Source organism: Nitrososphaera sp. (assembly GCA_039938515.1).
Classification (GTDB): domain Archaea; phylum Thermoproteota; class Nitrososphaeria; order Nitrososphaerales; family Nitrososphaeraceae; genus Nitrososphaera.
On record JBDUUL010000024.1, the window covers coordinates 269,379 to 288,190 of the forward strand.

General features: G+C 51.6%; 21 protein-coding genes. 9 read left to right on the plus strand and 12 right to left on the minus strand.

Features of this window, described 5'->3' with window-relative positions; all coding sequences use genetic code 11:
* The first annotated feature begins 67 nt into the window (after positions 1-67).
* A complete protein-coding gene (locus tag ABI361_14050) occupies positions 68-1,354 on the plus strand; it encodes a sodium:proton antiporter (protein MEO9321784.1) in 1,287 nt (428 codons plus the stop codon).
* On the opposite strand, the gene ABI361_14055 is transcribed toward ABI361_14050, so the two are convergent.
* Positions 1,341-1,685: a winged helix-turn-helix domain-containing protein gene (locus ABI361_14055; protein MEO9321785.1), complete on the minus strand. Its 345-nt coding sequence runs from the start codon at positions 1,683-1,685 to the stop codon at positions 1,341-1,343. The two genes, ABI361_14050 and ABI361_14055, sit on opposite strands and share 14 nt — an antisense overlap.
* Positions 1,686-1,912: 227 nt before the next feature.
* Between ABI361_14055 and ABI361_14060 the strand changes: the two genes are divergently transcribed.
* Complete coding sequence (locus ABI361_14060) at positions 1,913-2,440, plus strand: hypothetical protein (protein ID MEO9321786.1); 528 nt, start codon at positions 1,913-1,915, stop codon at positions 2,438-2,440.
* A gap of 32 nt (positions 2,441-2,472) precedes the next feature.
* Positions 2,473-3,687 carry a substrate-binding domain-containing protein gene (locus tag ABI361_14065; protein ID MEO9321787.1) on the plus strand — a complete coding sequence of 405 codons (1,215 nt, stop codon included), beginning with the start codon at positions 2,473-2,475 and terminating at the stop codon, positions 3,685-3,687.
* Positions 3,688-3,708: 21 nt separating this feature from the next.
* On the opposite strand, the gene ABI361_14070 is transcribed toward ABI361_14065, so the two are convergent.
* Entirely contained in the window at positions 3,709-4,026 is a 318-nt protein-coding gene (locus tag ABI361_14070; GenBank protein MEO9321788.1) for a hypothetical protein, read from the minus strand.
* Positions 4,027-4,159: 133 nt separating this feature from the next.
* Positions 4,160-4,306 (minus strand): hypothetical protein, encoded by a 147-nt coding sequence (locus ABI361_14075; GenBank protein MEO9321789.1) that lies wholly within the window; start codon positions 4,304-4,306, stop codon positions 4,160-4,162.
* A gap of 230 nt (positions 4,307-4,536) precedes the next feature.
* Between ABI361_14075 and ABI361_14080 the strand changes: the two genes are divergently transcribed.
* Positions 4,537-4,857: a hypothetical protein gene (locus ABI361_14080; protein ID MEO9321790.1), complete on the plus strand. Its 321-nt coding sequence runs from the start codon at positions 4,537-4,539 to the stop codon at positions 4,855-4,857.
* A gap of 43 nt (positions 4,858-4,900) precedes the next feature.
* On the opposite strand, the gene ABI361_14085 is transcribed toward ABI361_14080, so the two are convergent.
* Positions 4,901-5,299: a winged helix-turn-helix domain-containing protein gene (locus ABI361_14085; GenBank protein ID MEO9321791.1), complete on the minus strand. Its 399-nt coding sequence runs from the start codon at positions 5,297-5,299 to the stop codon at positions 4,901-4,903.
* Between the two features lie 124 nt (positions 5,300-5,423).
* Here ABI361_14085 and ABI361_14090 point away from each other — a divergent pair, with 124 nt between their 5' ends.
* Entirely contained in the window at positions 5,424-6,134 is a 711-nt protein-coding gene (locus ABI361_14090; protein MEO9321792.1) for a hypothetical protein, read from the plus strand.
* 169 nt (positions 6,135-6,303) lie between these two features.
* On the opposite strand, the gene ABI361_14095 is transcribed toward ABI361_14090, so the two are convergent.
* Positions 6,304-6,813: a VOC family protein gene (locus ABI361_14095; protein ID MEO9321793.1), complete on the minus strand. Its 510-nt coding sequence runs from the start codon at positions 6,811-6,813 to the stop codon at positions 6,304-6,306.
* Positions 6,814-7,142: 329 nt separating this feature from the next.
* Between ABI361_14095 and ABI361_14100 the strand changes: the two genes are divergently transcribed.
* Entirely contained in the window at positions 7,143-8,162 is a 1,020-nt protein-coding gene (locus ABI361_14100) for a cation diffusion facilitator family transporter (protein MEO9321794.1), read from the plus strand.
* On the opposite strand, the gene ABI361_14105 is transcribed toward ABI361_14100, so the two are convergent.
* Positions 8,159-8,326, minus strand: a complete 168-nt coding sequence (locus ABI361_14105) for a hypothetical protein (GenBank protein ID MEO9321795.1) — start codon at positions 8,324-8,326, stop codon at positions 8,159-8,161. The two genes, ABI361_14100 and ABI361_14105, sit on opposite strands and share 4 nt — an antisense overlap.
* 250 nt (positions 8,327-8,576) lie before the next feature.
* Between ABI361_14105 and ABI361_14110 the strand changes: the two genes are divergently transcribed.
* Positions 8,577-8,894, plus strand: coding sequence for a hypothetical protein (locus tag ABI361_14110; protein ID MEO9321796.1), 318 nt, complete (start codon positions 8,577-8,579; stop codon positions 8,892-8,894).
* A gap of 3 nt (positions 8,895-8,897) precedes the next feature.
* Here ABI361_14110 and ABI361_14115 read toward each other — a convergent pair whose 3' ends face one another.
* From ABI361_14115 to ABI361_14125, 3 genes are all read right to left on the minus strand, one after another.
* Complete coding sequence (locus ABI361_14115; protein ID MEO9321797.1) at positions 8,898-9,083, minus strand: hypothetical protein; 186 nt, start codon at positions 9,081-9,083, stop codon at positions 8,898-8,900.
* An 89-nt stretch (positions 9,084-9,172) separates the two neighbouring features.
* Entirely contained in the window at positions 9,173-9,676 is a 504-nt protein-coding gene (locus tag ABI361_14120) for a response regulator (protein MEO9321798.1), read from the minus strand.
* 111 nt (positions 9,677-9,787) lie between these two features.
* Positions 9,788-10,285: a hypothetical protein gene (locus ABI361_14125; protein ID MEO9321799.1), complete on the minus strand. Its 498-nt coding sequence runs from the start codon at positions 10,283-10,285 to the stop codon at positions 9,788-9,790.
* A 376-nt stretch (positions 10,286-10,661) separates the two neighbouring features.
* Here ABI361_14125 and ABI361_14130 point away from each other — a divergent pair, with 376 nt between their 5' ends.
* Entirely contained in the window at positions 10,662-16,349 is a 5,688-nt protein-coding gene (locus ABI361_14130; GenBank protein MEO9321800.1) for an Ig-like domain-containing protein, read from the plus strand.
* A gap of 168 nt (positions 16,350-16,517) precedes the next feature.
* On the opposite strand, the gene ABI361_14135 is transcribed toward ABI361_14130, so the two are convergent.
* Positions 16,518-16,781: a winged helix-turn-helix domain-containing protein gene (locus tag ABI361_14135; GenBank protein MEO9321801.1), complete on the minus strand. Its 264-nt coding sequence runs from the start codon at positions 16,779-16,781 to the stop codon at positions 16,518-16,520.
* A gap of 596 nt (positions 16,782-17,377) precedes the next feature.
* A complete protein-coding gene (locus ABI361_14140) occupies positions 17,378-17,740 on the minus strand; it encodes a hypothetical protein (protein ID MEO9321802.1) in 363 nt (120 codons plus the stop codon).
* A 147-nt stretch (positions 17,741-17,887) separates the two neighbouring features.
* On the opposite strand from ABI361_14140, the gene ABI361_14145 reads away from it, so the two are divergent.
* Positions 17,888-18,397 carry a signal peptidase I gene (locus ABI361_14145; protein MEO9321803.1) on the plus strand — a complete coding sequence of 170 codons (510 nt, stop codon included), beginning with the start codon at positions 17,888-17,890 and terminating at the stop codon, positions 18,395-18,397.
* Positions 18,398-18,425: 28 nt separating this feature from the next.
* On the opposite strand, the gene ABI361_14150 is transcribed toward ABI361_14145, so the two are convergent.
* Positions 18,426-18,677, minus strand: a complete 252-nt coding sequence (locus ABI361_14150) for a hypothetical protein (GenBank protein MEO9321804.1) — start codon at positions 18,675-18,677, stop codon at positions 18,426-18,428.
* Between the last annotated feature and the right edge of the window lie 135 nt (positions 18,678-18,812).

Below are 18,812 nucleotides of genomic sequence, written 5' to 3' on the forward strand. Positions count from 1 at the left end.
ATCGTTGTGCTGTTGAAGACTAGTCTTACCTTTTTAAAGCGAATTCTATTAATGATACCACATCGTATTGCCCGCACTTTCTGTTGCATCTTCCTTGTCTTCATCCGAGTACATTATCCCGATTTTTCTCGGTACGGTTTTTGCAACTGCCCTTCTTTCCGCAAGGACAAAGATCCCGTACACCATAATGCTCGTCGCCGTGGGTATCGCAATCTCGCTTCTGAGCCTGTCAAGTTTTAGCGTAATAGGAAAAGGCTTTACCGTTGACCCGAAGCTTATCATAGACTTTGTCATTCCGCCTCTGATCTTTGAAGCCATGATGAAGGTAAATTACCAGGACTTCAAGAGGGTGAGGATTTCCACACTTCTGCTCGCGACTGTTGGCGTTGTTCTGGCAACTGTAGTTGCGGGGTTCCTTCTGCTTCTAGTAGCGGGCCTCCCCTTCATTGTGGCGTTTGCCTTCGCGGCCCTGATTTCGCCGACAGACGCTGCTATAGTAATCGAGATCTTCAAGCGGGTGCGGGTGCCACGACTTCTCAACACGCTGATGGATTCCGAGGCTACGTTTAACGACGCCACTGGGATCATAGCCTTTTCATCGGTCCTCGCAATTGCTTCCAGCGCCGGATCCCAGCTTGTCTCGACGCAGGGAATTCCAGAGTCCATCAACGTGGACATCTTGGCCCAGGTCTGGCATTTTGCCATAGTGTTCTTTGGAGGCGCGGGCATTGGGCTCGCGATAGCAGCGGCCACCCAAAGGCTGCACCACCTGATGGACGACCCCTTCTCGGAAACCGCCTTAACGATCGCGATGGTATTCGGGTCGGTCGGGATTGCAAACTCGCTTGGTGTCTCAGGCCTGGTTGCAGTGGCAGTCGCGGGGCTCTACTTTGGCAACTTTACCCTGAAAAACGAGGCGGCTATAAGCGAGCGCGTGAGAAATGCGGCATCCCACTTTTGGGAAATGATTGCATTCTTTGCAAACTCGGCTGCATTCCTCTACCTTGGAGTGACCATGGATATGGCCAAGATTAGCCAGAACCTGTGGATTATTGCCCTTGCCTTTGTGTCGGTCCTTGCCGCCAGGGCGGCATCCACTTACCCGATACTTGCGCTTACAAACAGGTTTACAAGCGAAAAGTTCCCCCTCGTCTGGAGAAACATCATGGTGCTGGGCGGCATGCGCGGCGCCCTGTCTGTGGCCCTGGCAGCCTCACTCCCGGACAGCGACTTCAAGACGACTATCGAAACAATTACCTTTGGCGTCGTCCTCTGCTCGCTGGTAATTCAGTATCTGGCGCTATCAGGCTACGTCAGGAAGGTCTATTCGAAGGGCCTCCTCAAAGAAGCCTGAACTGCAGGCACGGTCCTGTCATTTCGAGTGCCATCATCACCGATTCGGGTTTGACATCAAACCTTGTGACTCTGACGCGGCTTTTGTACATCAGCAATTTCTTGCCCTTTTCGTCGAGATCAATCCTTTCAATCGAGACTAGGCCGAGTTGCCGCAGCTTCTTGATTTTCCTGTAGGTGGTAGTCAGAGGAACGCCGGTCGCAGATGCGATTTGAAATGCAGACTTTGGGTGCAGACTAAGCGATTCGATCATCTTGTAGCTTGCCTCATCAAGCATTTCACGCAGTGCCTGCCGGGCGTGATCAGCGCTGGACTCGGAATTCATAGACAATTAGGCGTGCCTAATTAGGATAGCCTAATGTATTTAAACTGTTTTTGAACTGGCTATTTTTCGAAAATGCCCTGAGTGAATTTTTTTCTGAACCTGACTTCATGGTCGGAGGGTATCCAGCACTCAAACCATCCAATGATGGCCGGGAACAGATGAGCAGGCAAAAAACAGAAGAGAGCCTACGGAAGCGGTGTTGGATACAAATACTATTGATGTACTACGATAGCTTGGACAACTACAGATACATGTTCAGGCTTGAGACACAAACTCGCAAGTCGCTTGGAGCGCTCGCGGTAACTTCCGCAGTTTCAACTCTAATCTTTGCCATGATTTACGGGGTCATTGAGCATACCCTGTTAACAAGCCCCTTGGGCATAGGGATTCTCGAATATCCACTAAGCCTGCATCTCGGCGGCCAACTTTATTTTTACCACATTCTTCTTTTTCTGCTCGCAGTACTTATCTCGTTTAACCCCTTTTTTGACGTGATTCTGTTTGGAAAGAAGGGCTCTCTCAGGAGCCAGGCATTATTCTGTGGTGCGGGCAACATTCTCACCTTTATCTGGGTTGAGGACGTGTCGTACTTCACGCTCTTTGGCGAGTGGCCCAAAGACGTCATGACTCCACTGCACCTGTCAATTTACGGAGTGGTCTGGTGGTATCCTGTCCTGTTCGGCTTGGCGGGTGTCTGTTACTACCTGATGATACAAAGAGGCAGAAGGCACGACCCACGCGACGACCAGGACACCCGTTAATAATTTTGTAGAACATTAGTAAATGCAGCCGATTGGTAGACAGAAAGCTTGCTATGGCCGGTGCGGCGATATTTGCCATAGCGCTGGTGCTTGCCGCTGTTCTGCTTTCCGGCGGGATGCGCCAGGGTTCCCATCCCGCTAATCAAACCGTCGTGCAGAGTGCATCAAATGCAAGCAACGGCACCAAGACTGCCGCGGTGGAAAGCAAACCCGTAGAAAAAACCCCGATTAGCGCAGTATCTGCTCCGCCTGCAGCGGCAGTGGTCCAGCGCTGGGTGGCTCAGTATAATGCCGAGCAGAACCTTGGAACAGTAAACGCGGAGTATTCTGCGGAGGCAGACCACTCAAGTGGCGAGCTGTACTCCAACGTTTCAAGATTTTTGCAGTCAAGCTCGGCGGATCAGGCGATAATTGGATATGTGCACTGGCAGGGCACTCCCGAGAATGATTCCGTGATTCTGCCTGTAAGCCCGCAGGCAGTGTCAGTGGTTTACAATATCCCGAGTTTCCCCGACGTGCCACCGGGGCTTAAGCTTGACGCGCAAACGTTGGGGCGAATTCTCACCGGCAACATCACCTACTGGGACGACAACAGCATCAAATCACCAAATCCAGGCGCCAATCTTCCGCACCAAAAGATTGTAGTCGTGCGCTACAACGGGAATACTAGTTCCACCGGTATGCTGATGAGCTACATCAGCAATGGAACATCGGAGAAGGAGGTAAGGTGGGTCGAGCCCAGCGTTGGAGTGGCGGATACCCAGACCCTGGCCTCCACCGTACAGCAGACGCCATATTCCATCGGGTACGCGGATTTTGCGTACGCGTTGCAGGCCAAGATGACTTTTGCATCGCTAAAAAATTCGGATGGCGAGTACGTTTTGCCAACGACAGAGTCCATCAGGCAATCGATAATGACCGGTGCAGTTGGCTCAAATTCGTCGGGTCCCGCGAATGAAAATTCAACTGCCTTGCAGGCAGGAAGCGTTCCACCGGGTATTGACGCAACGCGATTTGGCAACGGGTCATACCCCGTAGTGGGGCTGTACTACGCAATGTTTGAAAACTCGACGGGCGGGAATAGCACGAGTGCAAACAGCACCAGAGCTGCGGCTGTCGATTTTGGGAAATGGATGGTAGGCACAGAGGGCCAGCGAATACTGCGTGACGTCCAGTACCCGTCTGTTCTGGATAGCACGGTACTAAGGTCGTACATCACAAAGGAAGGATTTCTGCAAGCCCACTAGGACCGTATGCGGATTCTCTGCTTATCCGGATTCGCGCCTTGCAGCAGTCCTTGAAAGCTCTTGATCGAGTGAGCGCAGGACTGTCCACGCACCGGAGCCAAAAATATGCTGCAGCGCAACTTCAACTTCCCTGCGCGATATCGGTTTCGTGCCTGTCAGCGAGATCCGAAAGTCCTGCTCAAGCTGGCGCCATGCCGCAAGCCTCGAATATTCCCCAAACATCTTTAGCGCCTCGTTAAGGGCGGCCCGGATGTCACCGGCCGCTTCGCTGGCGCTGCCCTGCCGGGCAATAACACGAATATTATCCTCATTCGCGTCGGGTCTGCTGCACGCGGCCATCCTTGCAGTGATCTATCACTGGTGACTCTAAAACATCTGTTGTTTTTGGGAATACTGCAGCAAATTAATGGACAAAAAAGGCGCGGGCTCGTCCGGCCGTGCTATGCCGGCTTTGGTCCTCAGAGACGCCGGTCTAGTATGAATGCATTTCGAGCTTGTGCAGCTTGACTTCTCTCTTTGACTCGAAGGCTCTCCCGCAAGTACCGCACTGCCACTGCATGCGGCCAAACGGGACGTCTGGGAACAGTAGATTGTTAAACTTTAGAGCAGATTGATTCATGGCCGACCAATGAAACTCGATTCTATTTATTCTTGCGATGACCTATTCAAGAAGTATTTTCTAGACCGCGAGCCTGAATTATTTTGAAAAAGGCAAACTAGTCGCATGGCTGCCCCTTGTTTAAAAAACGATTGACGAATATTTCACGTGTATGTAATTCCTTACACGTACGCTGAGATTATTGTCATGACACGCTAAAGTGCCCGTAATTCGGGAACGATAAATTCTGTATGGAAACCGGCTCAGATAAACATTCAAACGCTCCGCGTCTAAATCCAGCGGATCCTGTCAAGGTCGCCCTGGACTATGCGCTCGGCGAGATTCTAGAGCCGACTGTCAAGGCATCGGTGCTTTACCATTTCGGCCATAGGTACAGGATTTCTCTAAACGACAGGCAGCCCCTGCTGAGAGACGAGGTGGATTATGCGCTTCGCCAATTCTTTGGCGACGGGGCGACGCTTTTCATGTCAAAGTTTGACAGGAAATATTTCGAGCTGACAAGCTCGCCGCCCGAAAGGAGCAGTCTCAGAAGGTCTGCACTTGCCGAGTAATGACTGAGCCGCGCGGTTCAGATTTTGGATTGCACCAATCGTGCTAGAGACTGGGCGACTTGTCCCTTACAACAGCAAGGCCTTCGTCATGCTCGCCGGAGTCGGACTGACTTGAAGCGCCGGCGATCTGCGACACTTCAAGTGCAAATTTTTCCAAGTGACGCACAGCCTGAAAGTCGTTGTTTAGCCTATACATGCTGGTCTTGCCTATCTTTCTGCTGATGTAGATAAGCTGCATTGACTCCAGGTTAGGGAGTTCTCTGAAAATTGTCCGAAATGATAGCCCAGTCTTTTTCGCAATCTCGCCTGGCGAGTAGTCAAACTCCTTGTGATCGAGGAAAAAGTCCAGTATCTGGGAAACTGCCCTCGAGGAAAACACGTTTGAAAGAGCCCCGTCGTATCCTATTTCTTGCGAATCAGGGTCGGAATTATCAGCGCTCAATAGCAGTATTAGTCATTCGGACATATTTGTGCTTTTCTAGAGTAAAAAAGATACACTCGTAGCAGCATAATATACGCTTTGTACTGATAAAAAAAATAAATAATACTTTAGCTCACTTGGTTCCATGAACACCTTTGAAGTGGCCGTGCTTCGGGTTCTTGTGAAAAGGCATGCGCCGCTGAGGGTCGCCGCCCTTGTTGGCGGTTTTCCAGACAGCTGCGAAGATGGCGTGCTGTCAGCTATTTCGAATCTGCAGCTGGTGGGCTTTCTGCAGATTAGCGAGTTTTCACCGACTGGCCAAATCTCGATTATTCCTTCAAGAAAGACTGAGGCGTTGAGGATAGTGAACTCTGAACGTGTACTTGAAAGCGAAAGCGTCATTGACGACAATTACTGCAGAGGCTTGGAGCCGTGGGTCACAGGCGTCCAGCCCGCCGTAGGGGCAGCATCCAGCAGGGTCTCAAAAAAGCCGGGCCCGTTAAAACACGCCATAGTTGCCATGGCTTCTCAGCGAGCCAGAAGCGCCTCCGTTGCATTTGTTCTTGCCTTTGGGATTGTAGGTATGCTGATGGTTGGCGGAGGTACGCAGTTTGCGCAGAGTCCTGTCCAGCAGCCTGTGGCATCTCAAAATCTCCAGCAGGTGCCCCCTGTAACACAGGCCGACGCGGCAGGCAATGGGGGCCACGTTGTGTTCCTGAGGTTTGAAGAAGCCACTCCCGGCAGCCTGCTCATAACATACTCCAATCATAGAGTTTTGGTCGTTGAAACTTGGAGCAACTCTAGCATGACTTTTGCGACGTATGTAGATACGCCCCATAGGCTGCCACAGGAATGACAACAATTCGGGCCAAATGCCAGACTGCAAAAATCATGTAGACAGCCGAAAGGAATGGAACCAGGTCCGCCGCCATTACTTAGAACCGAGGGTGCCTCATAGCCAAGATCACAATTCCCAAGAGAGCTGCGAACGCAAACGCCGCCAGAAGAACTCAGGCGCCGGCTGTCTAGCCCGCTGGCTTTCTCCAGAATTGCTCGTAGCTGTGTGAATAGAGCTCGACGATGTTTCCAAAGGGGTCTTCGCAGTAGCAAATCTTTTTTCCCGAGCCCCCCACAAGTTCAAGCGCGGCAGTCCTTCTCTTGCCGCCGCTTGATGCGATTTTTTCGGCAAGCAAGTCGACATCTTGAGCTGTTATTGCAAGGTGAAAAAACCCAGTTTTCCAGTACTCGAAATTGTCGTCTGCCGGCCTCCGTTCGGCCTTCGGCTCGACAAACTTGAAGAGCTCGACGCCGGTGCCATTTTCGGATATCATGTGACAGATCCAAAAGCTGCCAAGTTTTGGGCCAAATACGCTGCTTACTGTCCGGGCCAGCTCGGCAGGAGTGTCGCCACCGCCTAGGGCTGATACGAGCACAGGCTCCCTCAGGACTGCCATGCCGAGGACGTCCCTGTACCACCCCATGGCCCGAAAAATGTCAGTCACCGATATGCCCACGTGGTTGAGCAGCCCCGCCACGTTTTTCCAAGTTACCGAGGCAGTATAAAAGCGCGGCCTAGACCTGACGGTCCGAATCAGGTGTAACTTGACTTTGGTTCAGTTCTTTGCTGCCAGCATTCAGGACAAAAGTTTCCTTCGTCCTGGAAGATCTGCGCCTCCCTGATCTCGCACTGGTCGCAGAGGTCGAGCATTTCACCTGTTATTGCCGCTACATGGTATTAAATGGTAAGGTGAGCGGGGCGATTCTATCTAGAGTCAGGTAGTTTCAGGCTGCGGCACCATTGAAGTTTCCCTCTGGAATGAGTATGTTAAATACCGCTTCCAAGCTATGATATTGATAGTTCTACTTGGCGGGAACGGGTTCGAAAAAGGCTATCTATGCCGCGCTTTTTGGCAATCTGGCGATAGCCATCGCAAAGTTTGTTGCAGCGATATTTAGCGGAAGCGCTGCGATGTGGGCAGAGACTTATCACTCGATTTCAGACACTTTCAACCAGGTGCTCCTGCTTATCGGGATCAAGACAAGCACCAAGTCGGCAACGGAGCGCCACCCCTTCGGCTACGGCAAGGAGCAGTTCTTCTGGTCATTTCTAGTTGCGACAATGATGTTCGGGATCTCTGGCATACTGGCGCTTGAGCAGGGCGCAAGTTCGCTTATGTCAGGGATACACCAGCTGCAAAACCCGACGCTGAGTTATCTCATTCTGGCAATATCAGCCGGCTTCGAAGGCAACGCGCTGCGCGTGGGCCTGAGCCTGTTCAAAGAGACCATTGAAGCGAGGGGTCAGAAAATGACCTTCGGCTCGGTAGCCGAAGAATTTCGCGAGAGCAAGGACCCGTCACTTCTCACGGTCATAATCGAGGACACCGCTGCTCTTATTGGAATTGCAATAGCAGCCGGGGGGATATTCCTATCCGAGACTACTGGAAATACGATGTACGACGCGTTCAGCTCGCTTGCAATCGGCGCGCTGCTGATGGTCTTTGCATTTATCCTTGCCAGGGAAAACAAGAACCTGCTTGTTGGTGAGGCGATTTCGCGGAAGGACTACAAGCGGGTTGCGGAGCATGTCCTCCAGATTCCGGAGGTAAATCGGATAGTGAGCATGCGGACGATGCACTTTGCTCCCCAGGACGTTCTTATCGCCATGGAGGTAAACCTCAGGGACGGGCTTGATACGGACAGGATTGAAGTCGTGATAGACCGAATAGAACAGAAAGTAAAGCAGGCGCTTCCGTACGTAAACCTCTCCAAGGTTTACATTGAACTCGAGCAAGACAGTTGCCCCACCGATTTTAGGCTCCAGAGGGACGGGAGAAAGAGCAGGTCACCCACGGGGGCGGGCGATACGGGCAGCGTAATTTAATCGGCCAGCTGCAGTTCCTGAACGCAAAAGTTACAGTATATCGTGTGCTTGAAACCGGCGTAAACCTCGACTGCGGCCTTGCCGCACGGGCACTTGACCAGAACCTTTGTCATGGTTCCACCAGGACGACTCCTGTCCTCGCTGAAAAATTCCTGACCAACCAAAGCTATCTACCGAGAAGCTCAAGACGGCAGTAGATAAGCGGCATGTCCATGCATTGGCTGGTCCCGGAGGATTCAAAGGAAGCTGGCAGGGGAGGATGGAGTGACCCTTTTTTTAGTTTGCAATTGCTTTACAGTTCATTTTGACGAATTTCCGTAGTGTCCGCTGGTGGAAAAGGAGCCCTACCACCGTGTACGTATTTGCTCCTTACAGAATCTCGAATATTGTCATGCTCTCATAGTAGCTTTCCAAGTGCAGAACCAGCGTTCAGAAAAGGCGCAGCGCTACCCGGCAAATGGTGGTGAAGCCCCCGGCGCGAGATCCACTGTCGGATTGCATGGTTCAGATTCAATTTTTCCGCTTGCATTTCATCTTGTTATGGACAAAGTCGGTGCCGACCTAAAGAATGACCTGATCGGCAGGCTGAAGGAGCAGGGCCTGCAATTTGACTCGACTGACAACCCGCGAATGACTCTCCAGGAACTCGAGACGGGCCTGAATAAACTGCTTGGCGTCGGGTCAGACCTGATAATAAAGTATATTGAAGCAGAGATCCAGAGGCTTTCTTGACCGCTAGCCGGCAGCCTTTCTCCCAAGCACTTCCTCGGCTTCAACCCGCGCAAGGATGGAAAACGTATCCTCGAGCTCGCAGCACTCGCATTTTTCAAGAATGCAGGTTTTGCGCGATTCATGTCCGCAAATGTGGCACTTGCAATGAAAGAGCTCCTGCGAGTTCATAATTACAGTCTGTGCAGCCATGCCATTGGCTAAACTAGCAGGTGCTTATTACCAGCTTGAAATCTTGTGCAGGTAGTTTCTTAGCTAAGACACGGATGCGGGGTTTCATTTTATGGGCTGTCGATACGCATGCGGCCAGCCGGAGTCAGTGCGAGCTGCCTAGGGTCGCTGGCTTCCTTCTTTACTCTTGCCTCCGCATATTCCTGGTCTTTTGCAAGTGGTGACTCGATTTCGCGCCTTATAGTTTCCGCGAGCGATGAAATAGTAACGGGCTTGCGCACAAAACAGCTCACCTTTATCTTGGGAAAAACTCGTCTGAATTCGTCATAATAGATTTCAAACGCCGTGATAAAGCAAACCCTCAATTTCTCGTCCCTTGACCTCAGCTCCCTGAAAAGCTGAAAGCCGTTCATGTCTGGCATGTTAATGTCGAGCAGCGCCAGTTCATATTTGCCCGGCGCCTTGAAACTGTCCAGTGCATCATGCGGGTCGTTGTACACATCTACCTGAAACCCTTCGCGTTCGAGCCCGCGCTTTAGGACGGCAGTGATGTCAGTCTCGTCATCGACTATCAGGATCCGCTTCCCTCCATTTTGCCCTGTACTGTTGTCCAACTTGTCGTCAACACCGGTCAAAATTGTCGGTAAAGCGTTCAAAATATCGCTTAAGAGGGTTGTCGTCGATTATTCTTCCAGATATTTCTTAGCCCCGTCAGTCCTTAGCTTTCAGATTCCTGTCGGCCCCCCGTGAAAGTTGCGACGATGGGCGTCAAGTGACCTTGCATCCAGGAATGTTGCATTGCACATGTCGCAGCTATAACCAGCAGGCGCTTCGTAGTTTGGAGATGTTTTTTCGATCGCTATAGGCGACGACGAGCCGCCTTGTGACATATTTTCGGCCTGCGGTGCCGGCTCGTATCGGATGGTCTGCTTGCCGATGCCAAGGTCTTGGTTTGATTTTTCTCCGTGAACTAGCGCCGAATTTGGTTTGCCCTCTATTATTTCCCGGCCGTGCAAAAGCTGCTCCTTGGAAAGATTGAGCACGATATTACCTGTGGCGCTTTCTTTGTGCTCCACGGCCGACCTAGGAATCCTGAACTGCTCTTCTTTTAATAGGCCTTTGCTGTGAACGAGCAGGAACTCGCCATCACTCCCCCTGAGTTGACCTATCTTCTGACCGTCAGACGAAATGACATCCGCCGATTTTTCAAACCCTGAATTCATATTGCCTCGAGCTTTGACGCGCTACAAGGCGTAAAAGGGTGCCATTCCTTTCCAGTTGAAGCTCGGGAGCTTTTGCCAAATGATAACGAGAATGTTGAGCAGAGCCCCGAAATTACTAAATTATTGCGAGTTCAGCTGAACAAGCGTCAATACTTTGATGGATTTGGCAAGTAAATCGTAATTTAAATCCAGAGCCATGCGGCAAAAGCTTTTCTCGCCCAGTGAGCTCCTCAATTCTAGCCGCGCCTAGCGCACTATATTTGCCTCAAGGCAATAAAATGCGTCCTTCCAGCACGCCATCGAAGATTACAACCAGTTATTCTTTCTGGTATATTCTTATACTAGATGCTTCTACCCGCACGGTGCGTAGAGGAGCATGAGAGGTATTACAGCTTCAACCAACGACATACCAGCCGCAAGTGGAAAGCGACAACTATTCTCGGTCGGCAGATTGATAACGCCGGCTTCTTTTGGCAAAGCGGCTTCCGTCATTCTCTCGGCTCTTTTGGTAATGGGATTCGTGTCCGGTCCGCTTCTGAGCAGCCGTCAGGCCCACGCCGCGGGCGCGTTTTGCAACTGCGTGGTGATGCGGACCGACGATTATCAGGATTATTGGCTCCACACTGTAGCCTCGTCGTTGGTTCAACTATTCGTTGACAAGAAGACAATCCAGACAACAGGTCTGATTATGAACGCTTTTGGCGACGATCCGGTAATCGTAAACAAGGTACAGCAGGCCGTGAGCAGCGGCAACGCGGAACTCGCCGTTCACGGCTGGGATCACGTTGACTTTTCACAGATGTCCCTCAGCCAACAGAATTCCGCCATTCATAACGCAACCAACAAAATGATGAGTCTGTTCGGCAAGACCTCGCGGATTTTCCTGCCACCGTATAACCTTTTCAACAACAACACCCTTTCAGCACTGAGGTCGAACGGTTATACTATTTTTAGCGCCGACAAATTCACCGATACTTACCCCTACGCGCCATCAAGAGACAGCTTTGGCGTAATGCACATCCCCAGCACAATTGAAACGGGCTACATTAATGCAAACGGTCACTGGAGCCTTAACGACAACAGCCAGATAATAGCCGCGCTCGATGCGGACGTGGCATCGCAGGGCTACGCCGTCCTCACGATTCATCCTCAGCAATACGCAATACTTTCTGGCGGACAGGAGGCCGATGTTATCAACCAGACAAGATGGAATCAGCTATCGGACATAATTGACAACATGAAGAGCAAGCACAACATTGTTGGCTTTAGTACAATCGAGAGTGTTTACTCTTCTTCACAGTCCATTTTCATTAATCCTTGGAATGGACCTGCGGGAACCCAGGTGACGATTGTTGGGTCAGGGTTTGCTGCCAACTCGCCTTCCAAGATCTACTTTGACGGCAAGCAGGTGTCAACCGTTACGACTAACAGCAGCGGAGGCATTACTCCCGGGACAGCTACGTTCGCTGTGCCCCTGCCCTACCCTTCCGGCTCAAAACAGGTGATGGTGGCTGACGCCAATGGCGCTGGAAACTCGGCTACTACGGCCTTTACTATTGTCAATTCAGCCCCGGTAGCAAACGGATCGCGGATCCAGACAGTGCAGAATACTGCTGCCGCTGTTTCACTTGGGGCATCTGATGCGAACAACGACCCCCTGACGTATTCGATCGTGTCGGCACCAAGTCATGGCACTCTGGCCGGCGTCGCGCCAAGCCTTATCTATACTCCGGCCTCAAACTACGTGGGAACCGACTCTTTTGCTTTCAAGGCAAACGACGGAACTGCAGACAGCAATATTGCTACAATTTCGATCAATGTGACATACTCGTCCTCCATCTCTGCGAATCCGCAATCATTGAGCACGTATCAGAACGTGCAGAAGTCCATCTTGCTTACAGGCAGCGGCGGAAGCGGCAAGCCTCTTTCGTTTTCACTGGTCAACTCGCCAATCCATGGCTCGCTTTACGGCACACCGCCCGACCTCACCTACACCCCATCGCTCAACTACCTCGGTCCTGACAGTTTTTCATTCACGGTATCAAATGACACCAGCACCAGTTCCCCTGCCACGGTAACCCTTACAGTATCGCCTCCTGTCACTTATCCTGTGAGTAGGATGTCGGACACCGTAAAATCCGGCGCCACTTCCATTTTCGGTCAGAAGCTGCTGGCGTCGGAATTCGTGTCCGCAGGCTCGGCGCTTGTCGGAAAGCAAATTGACTCCATGACGATTGGGCTGAGCAAATCGGGGACGCCGACAGGGACTGCACAGGTTGGCGTCTTTGGCGCGGACCTGTCCGAGAAAAAGTCCTTTGGAACAAAAGACGTCTCCACGCTTACCACCACATCAACCGACTACACCTTCCAGCTCGCAAACAACGACCTTTACACGATTCAATCAGGTGATTACATCGGCGTCGAGTATTCTGGGGGAAGTGCCTCAAGCTACGTACTTGTAATGAGGGACTGGACCAATAACTTTGATGGCGCTAATTCATACCGCGCTTATTACAACGGAATCTGGAACAACGTAACTGGAGACGATATGTACATGACCCTGAAGCAGACGCATCCCGCACCGACCGGCCTTCCTCTTACGGCCAATCCACAAATGCTCACAACGGGCCAGGGTGTTCCTGTTGCGGTCGCCCTGACCGGAAGCGGTGGGAACGGCAATTCACTCACTTTCAAGACAACGACCGTCGCTGCTCATGGAGTGATTTCCGGTACCGCTCCAAACTTGACGTACACCCCCGGTCCAAGGTACCATGGCCCTGACTCGTTTAATTTTACTGCAACTGATGGCAGCAGTACCAGCCCGCAGGCAGTAGTGTCGGTCAACGTCGTCGATACAACCGTGCCGGTCGCCACCCCACAGTCGGCAACGGTCAGAGAAAACGGACAGATTCTTATCAAGCCAGCTGCGACTGACGCGGATAATGACACTCTTACCTTCGCAATCTCTGCCAGTCCAAACAACGGCGTTGTTATTCTAAACGCTAATGCCACAATAACATACACTCCAAAACACGGGTTTCAGGGAAGTGATGCGTTCAACTTTACTGCGAGCGACGGCACCAAGGCATCTGCCCCCGCAAGGATAACAATCACCGTGCATGACGACACTGTTCCCGTTGCATCAAACGTAGCGGCGACGATTGTCGAGAACAGCAATTCGTTGTCAATAACGCCGTCCGCAGCCGACGCAGACGGCGACAACATGACATTTTCCATCGTCACTCCGCCTTCTCACGGCTCAGCCCAGGCCAACGTTAATGGCACAATAACTTATGTTCCCTCGCTTAATTACTACGGGTCGGATGCATTCCAGTACGCTGCTCTCGATGACGGCGGCAATCCGTCGCCCGCTGCTAACGTGACGATAACCATCTCGCGCTCAGGGCATCCACCGGTGGCGACTGGCAGCAGCGTCCAACTTGCCGAGAACTCAAACGCTACCGTTCAGTTGAACGCCGCCGATGCGGACAATGACACCCTTTCATATGTAATTGTGACCGCGCCGGCGCATGGCACGCTCAATTCGACTGGGCCCGGCGGTGCGGTCAGGGTCTATACCCCTGCAGCAAACTACCATGGCCTAGACTTCATTGCGTTCAAGGCAAATGACGGCAAATTTGACAGCAACATAGCAATGGTGAACCTCACGGTATCTGATACGACCGTTCCTGTCGCAAAATCCCAATCGGTGGCACTGGACAAGAACCAATTCAAGATAATAGTTCCTCTGGCAACGGACGCTGATGGCGATAAGGTTAGCTTTGCGATTGCAGCTCCGCCCAGCCACGGCGTAGCCTCACCGAGCTCGAACGGCACCATAACGTACACTCCATCGGCTAACTACTCCGGCCCCGATCAGTTCAGCATTACCGCGTCAGACGGGACTAATACTAGTCCGCCGGCGTTGATGAACGTTACAGTGCTAGACACAGTCGCGCCCCAGGCCCTCCCGCTGAATATCACTACAAATGAGAATTCCCCCGTCCTAGCTTCCCCATCGGTAGCTAATGCGACTATCAATGCAACCATATCGATATCCATCGTTAGTCCTCCTGCTCATGGCAGCGCCGTGCTAAATACCAACGGCACAATGACATATCTCCCCTCATCAAACTACCACGGAAAAGACCAGTTCACTTTTGCCGCTTCCGACGGAAGGAACACCGGTCCTTCTGCTACTGCATCGGTTACGGTCATTGACAATTCGATCCCTTCAGTCTCAAACCAGTCTATTAGCGCGAGCAAGAACACGCCAAAGCTTGTAATGCTTTCAGCTTCCGACCGCGACGGCGACGTTCTTTCGTTCAGCATTTACACTGCCCCTGCCCACGGCACGGCAGTCTTGAATGCAAACCGCACGGTGACTTTTACTCCCAACCATGGCTTCTTGGGAAACGATAGCCTTCAAGTCGTCGCGTATGATGGGACTAACACTAGCCCGCCTGCCTCAATCGGAATTTCGGTGGCAGACAATGTCCTGCCAATCGCTCTATCACTGACAGCTTCCACGGTTCAGAATGCTTCAGTCGTGATAACGCCCTATGGAATAGACCCTGATGGTGACCCTGTGGCATTTTCAATTACTTCAAGCCCCTCAAACGGCATCATAGGCGATAACGGAAACGGCACGGTCACCTACATTCCAAAGCTAGGCTTTTTCGGCTCAGACTCTTTCACCTACTCGGTACATGACGCAGACGGCAATACGTCTCCCAAGGCCAACGTCAGCATTGCTGTAACCCGCGTCAACCATGCGCCAAATGCATCAGGCGGAACCATCGCGACCAGTGAAAATGCGACTCGTCTGGTGGCGCTCAATGCGACGGATGCTGACAATGACCCGCTGACGTATATCGTCGTGTCCCTGCCAAACCACGGAACGATTGCAGGCGCCGGGAGCAACAACACCCTTTCCTACAGGCCGAATCCCAACTTCCACGGATTTGATTCCATCACGTTCAAGGCGTTTGACCGACAGGCCTTCAGCAACATAGCTAACGTGACCATATTCATAATGGATAGCTCCACGCCTGCGGCAAAATCCCAGATGATATCGACCTTTGAGAATACCGCCAAAGCCTTGAGGCTGAACGCGACTGACTTGGACGCTGACCCGCTGACATTTAGCGTCACGGCTGGTCCATACCACGGAGTCGTAACCGGCACCGCCCCCAACCTGACATACACGCCGGCCTCAAACTACCATGGCACAGATGCGTTCAACTTTACAGCCTCGGACGGCCGCAACACCAGTCCTTCGACCATCATTCTGGTTAATCTTATCGACAATTCTGTACCTTCAGCCTCGGCGCAGTCCTTGTCGACCAACGAGAATGCAGCCCTGCTCCTTAGTCCGGCTGCCACTGATTCGGATAATGACAAGCTCACTTTTGCAATAGCCGCCGCCCCCCTGCATGGCACCGCGGTGCTAAACTCCAATGGCACGATAACATACACGCCGGCTAACAACTATGCAGGCCAAGATAGGCTGAACTTTACCGCATCAGACGGCACTAATACGAGTCCCGCCGCAACCATAAGCCTCACTGTCCTGTCCACAGTAGTATATCCCATAACGCAAATGTCCGACACCGTGGCTTCCGGCGGAACCTCCGTCTACAGTGCAAAGCAGATGGACACCGAATACGTAAGTGCCACGTCGGTGCTTGTCGGCAAGCAAATAGACTCGATAACCGTGCAGCTGGCCAAGTCTGGAAGCCCAGCTGGAACGGTGCAGGTAGGCGTCTTTAACTCGACTCTTGGCGTAAAGCAGCTGTTCGGAACGATTGACCCGGCTTCTCTGACTACAAAATACGCAAACTATACTTTCCAACTTTCCGGAAGTCAACTGTACACAATCAAGCCTGGCGATTACATCGGCATCAAGTTCACCGGTGGAAGCTCAACCAACTATGTGCTTGTTATGAGGGACTGGTTGAGCAGCTTTGATGGCACAAATACGTACCGTGCTTGGTACAATACCGCCTGGAATAATTACACCGCAGACGACATGTACATGTTGCTCAAGCAGACTCACGGCTAGTCGCTTCTAGCACTCAATAACAGAGCAGAAGGCATTAGAGGAAGCTCATTTCAACGCCAAAGCTCCGGAAAGAAACCTCTTTGCATTTCGTTTCGCGTCAAGAATCTTTATTCCGTGCAAGTTTGTCAAAGCTTGCAAGTGAAGCTTGAAAAAATAGCGGCGAGCAGCCTAGCGCTTTGACTGGTCGGAAACCAGTAGCATGCTGCCAAGCTGCTCTGACATCTGAAGGAGGCGCATCCCTTTTGGAGTTGTCCTGTACATTTGTGTCAGGCTATCGTACGTTATCAGATCGTTTTCTACCATATTGGTAAGATACTCCCGTAGCTGGTTGAACGAAAGAAACGCCTTGTACATTATCTTGGTCTTTGTTATGCCTCCGTTTGCCGCTGTTAGAATGTCGGAAATTATTTCTGTTCTGCTGCGGTATCTCATACTCGCATTACTGGATAATTTGTGATACTATTTATCGAAATCCGAGGTCATCTATCATTCAAATTTGGTAACACCAGTGTCCGAAAATCGTATGACTGCAAATGTCAATAATGGCAACTCGCCTGCTGAGATCCTTTAAATTCAATGTGACAGTATCCACCGATACAAGATCTGACCGGATTGTCCAAGCCTGCGACCCATCACCGCGGGCGCGGCGTGCTTGCTGGCTGTCGCGCCCGCTGTAGGCTTGAACGTTCTGCTAATAGAGGCTCAGGAAGGAAGATAAGCATAACGATCACCTATAACTGTACAAGAATTCGAAGTATCGAGCGTCAGTTTTTGCTGAATAAAGCCTTCACCTGTCGGTCAGAGGGGCAAGGACTCGACGATATCGTGGCCGAATTCGTTCTTGTGGTGCTCAACGTCAGAGTCAAACAGAAACAATGCCCCGCAGGATCTGCATTGATAAACTGCGTCTAGGCGCTCGCATTCGCGCACAGTTGCGTCATGATTGGTCCGAGTATTTGAAGTCCGTGGAAGCTTGCCGCGACTCTAACCTTCAGTGGTACTCCTCCTAAAAAACCCGTCAGCTAGTGCTAAGACAAAAGCCCGAGGCGTATGTTGTTAAGTACAATCAGCGCTGGAATTGCTAGCGAGACGTACGTCAGGTTCTGATTGAGTCCAAGCAGCCTTACAAGGACAAATGAGCCGAACGTCACGGCGGCAAGAGCCCCAAACTCCGGAAGAAACGCAACATACCAGTAGTGGCCCGATCTGAGATCTGACGCAAACTGGCTGACAAGTGGTCCGGACTCTTTGAGCCCCGGCTTGGCCAGATCATAAAGGGTTGAAGCAGCGTCAGCTCCCACGACGATAGCGACCGCAAGCAAGAGGACAGTCAGCTTTGGCCGTGGGATCTTTGCACAACTGGTAACGCGATGCGTCCTGTGCAGGTACATCGCGGTTTAATTGTGTGGAAAATATTTCTCGGATTGTATGTATTATAATCGACGAATTTCATGGTTCAAGCGACTGATAGAGGCAACTAGCAACCAAGCAAATCTAGGTGCATGCTTTTAGGATCGATCAGCCATTACTATTACTGTATGGGCTTTAGCGAGCTTATGCACCAGCTATCGGATCCAAAGTACAAGACGAGACTGACTTTCATGATAATGATTTCAGTCGGCCTAACAGCTGGTGTCGGTGTCTACACGCTCGTGATTGTTGCGTCCCATTCGTTTCGCTTCTTTATCGCAACCACCAGCAGCATGGAGCCTTCAATCTATCCCGGCGACCTTATCGTGGCCGACCCGAACTATCCTTTCCACTCACTCAAGGTGGGTGACGTTATCGTGTTTAGCGCGCCGAATGGTGCCGACATTATCTCGCATAGAATCGTACAAGTGACCCATATCGATTTCTGGAGGCCGTCTGGAACGTCTCGTAGCGTACCCGTGCTTGTCGCAAAGGGGGATGCCAATTCCCACCCGATTTATGGCTTGGACTTTCCGATTTCGCAGCAGAACTATATCGCCAAATCAGTCGTGGTGATAAGGGGCGGAGGAGATATCCTCAATTGGCTCGCGCCAAGGCAGATGATGACAAGCCCCTAGATTTATCCCAAGTCCCCGGGATGATCGGTCATTTCGTCTTGCTGTCAATTTCCCCGCGCTTGCTAAACGACCGGAATGCGTACAGAAAAAGCCCGCCTGCAAACCCAAATGCTACGACGGCACCTGCAATCCATGCTGCCGCGTTGTCCACGTCTGCGGCCTGGTCAACGCCCCCGGGAGAAGGCTGCGGCCTTGCGTAAAGGATGTCATAAACGCCGTATGCGATAAAGGCGATTCCAATCGCAATTACAAAGCCTGCAGTCACCCGCCCCGTCCGCAACGTTCTGCTTGGCTTTCCTGCAGGATATAATTCATTGAGCTGCAAAAAGATCCGGGAACTTGGATAGCCATTCACGGTTTTTAGAGACGTTTCTTCTCACATAAGTCGCGGATATGTCTGGCACACTGTTAATTA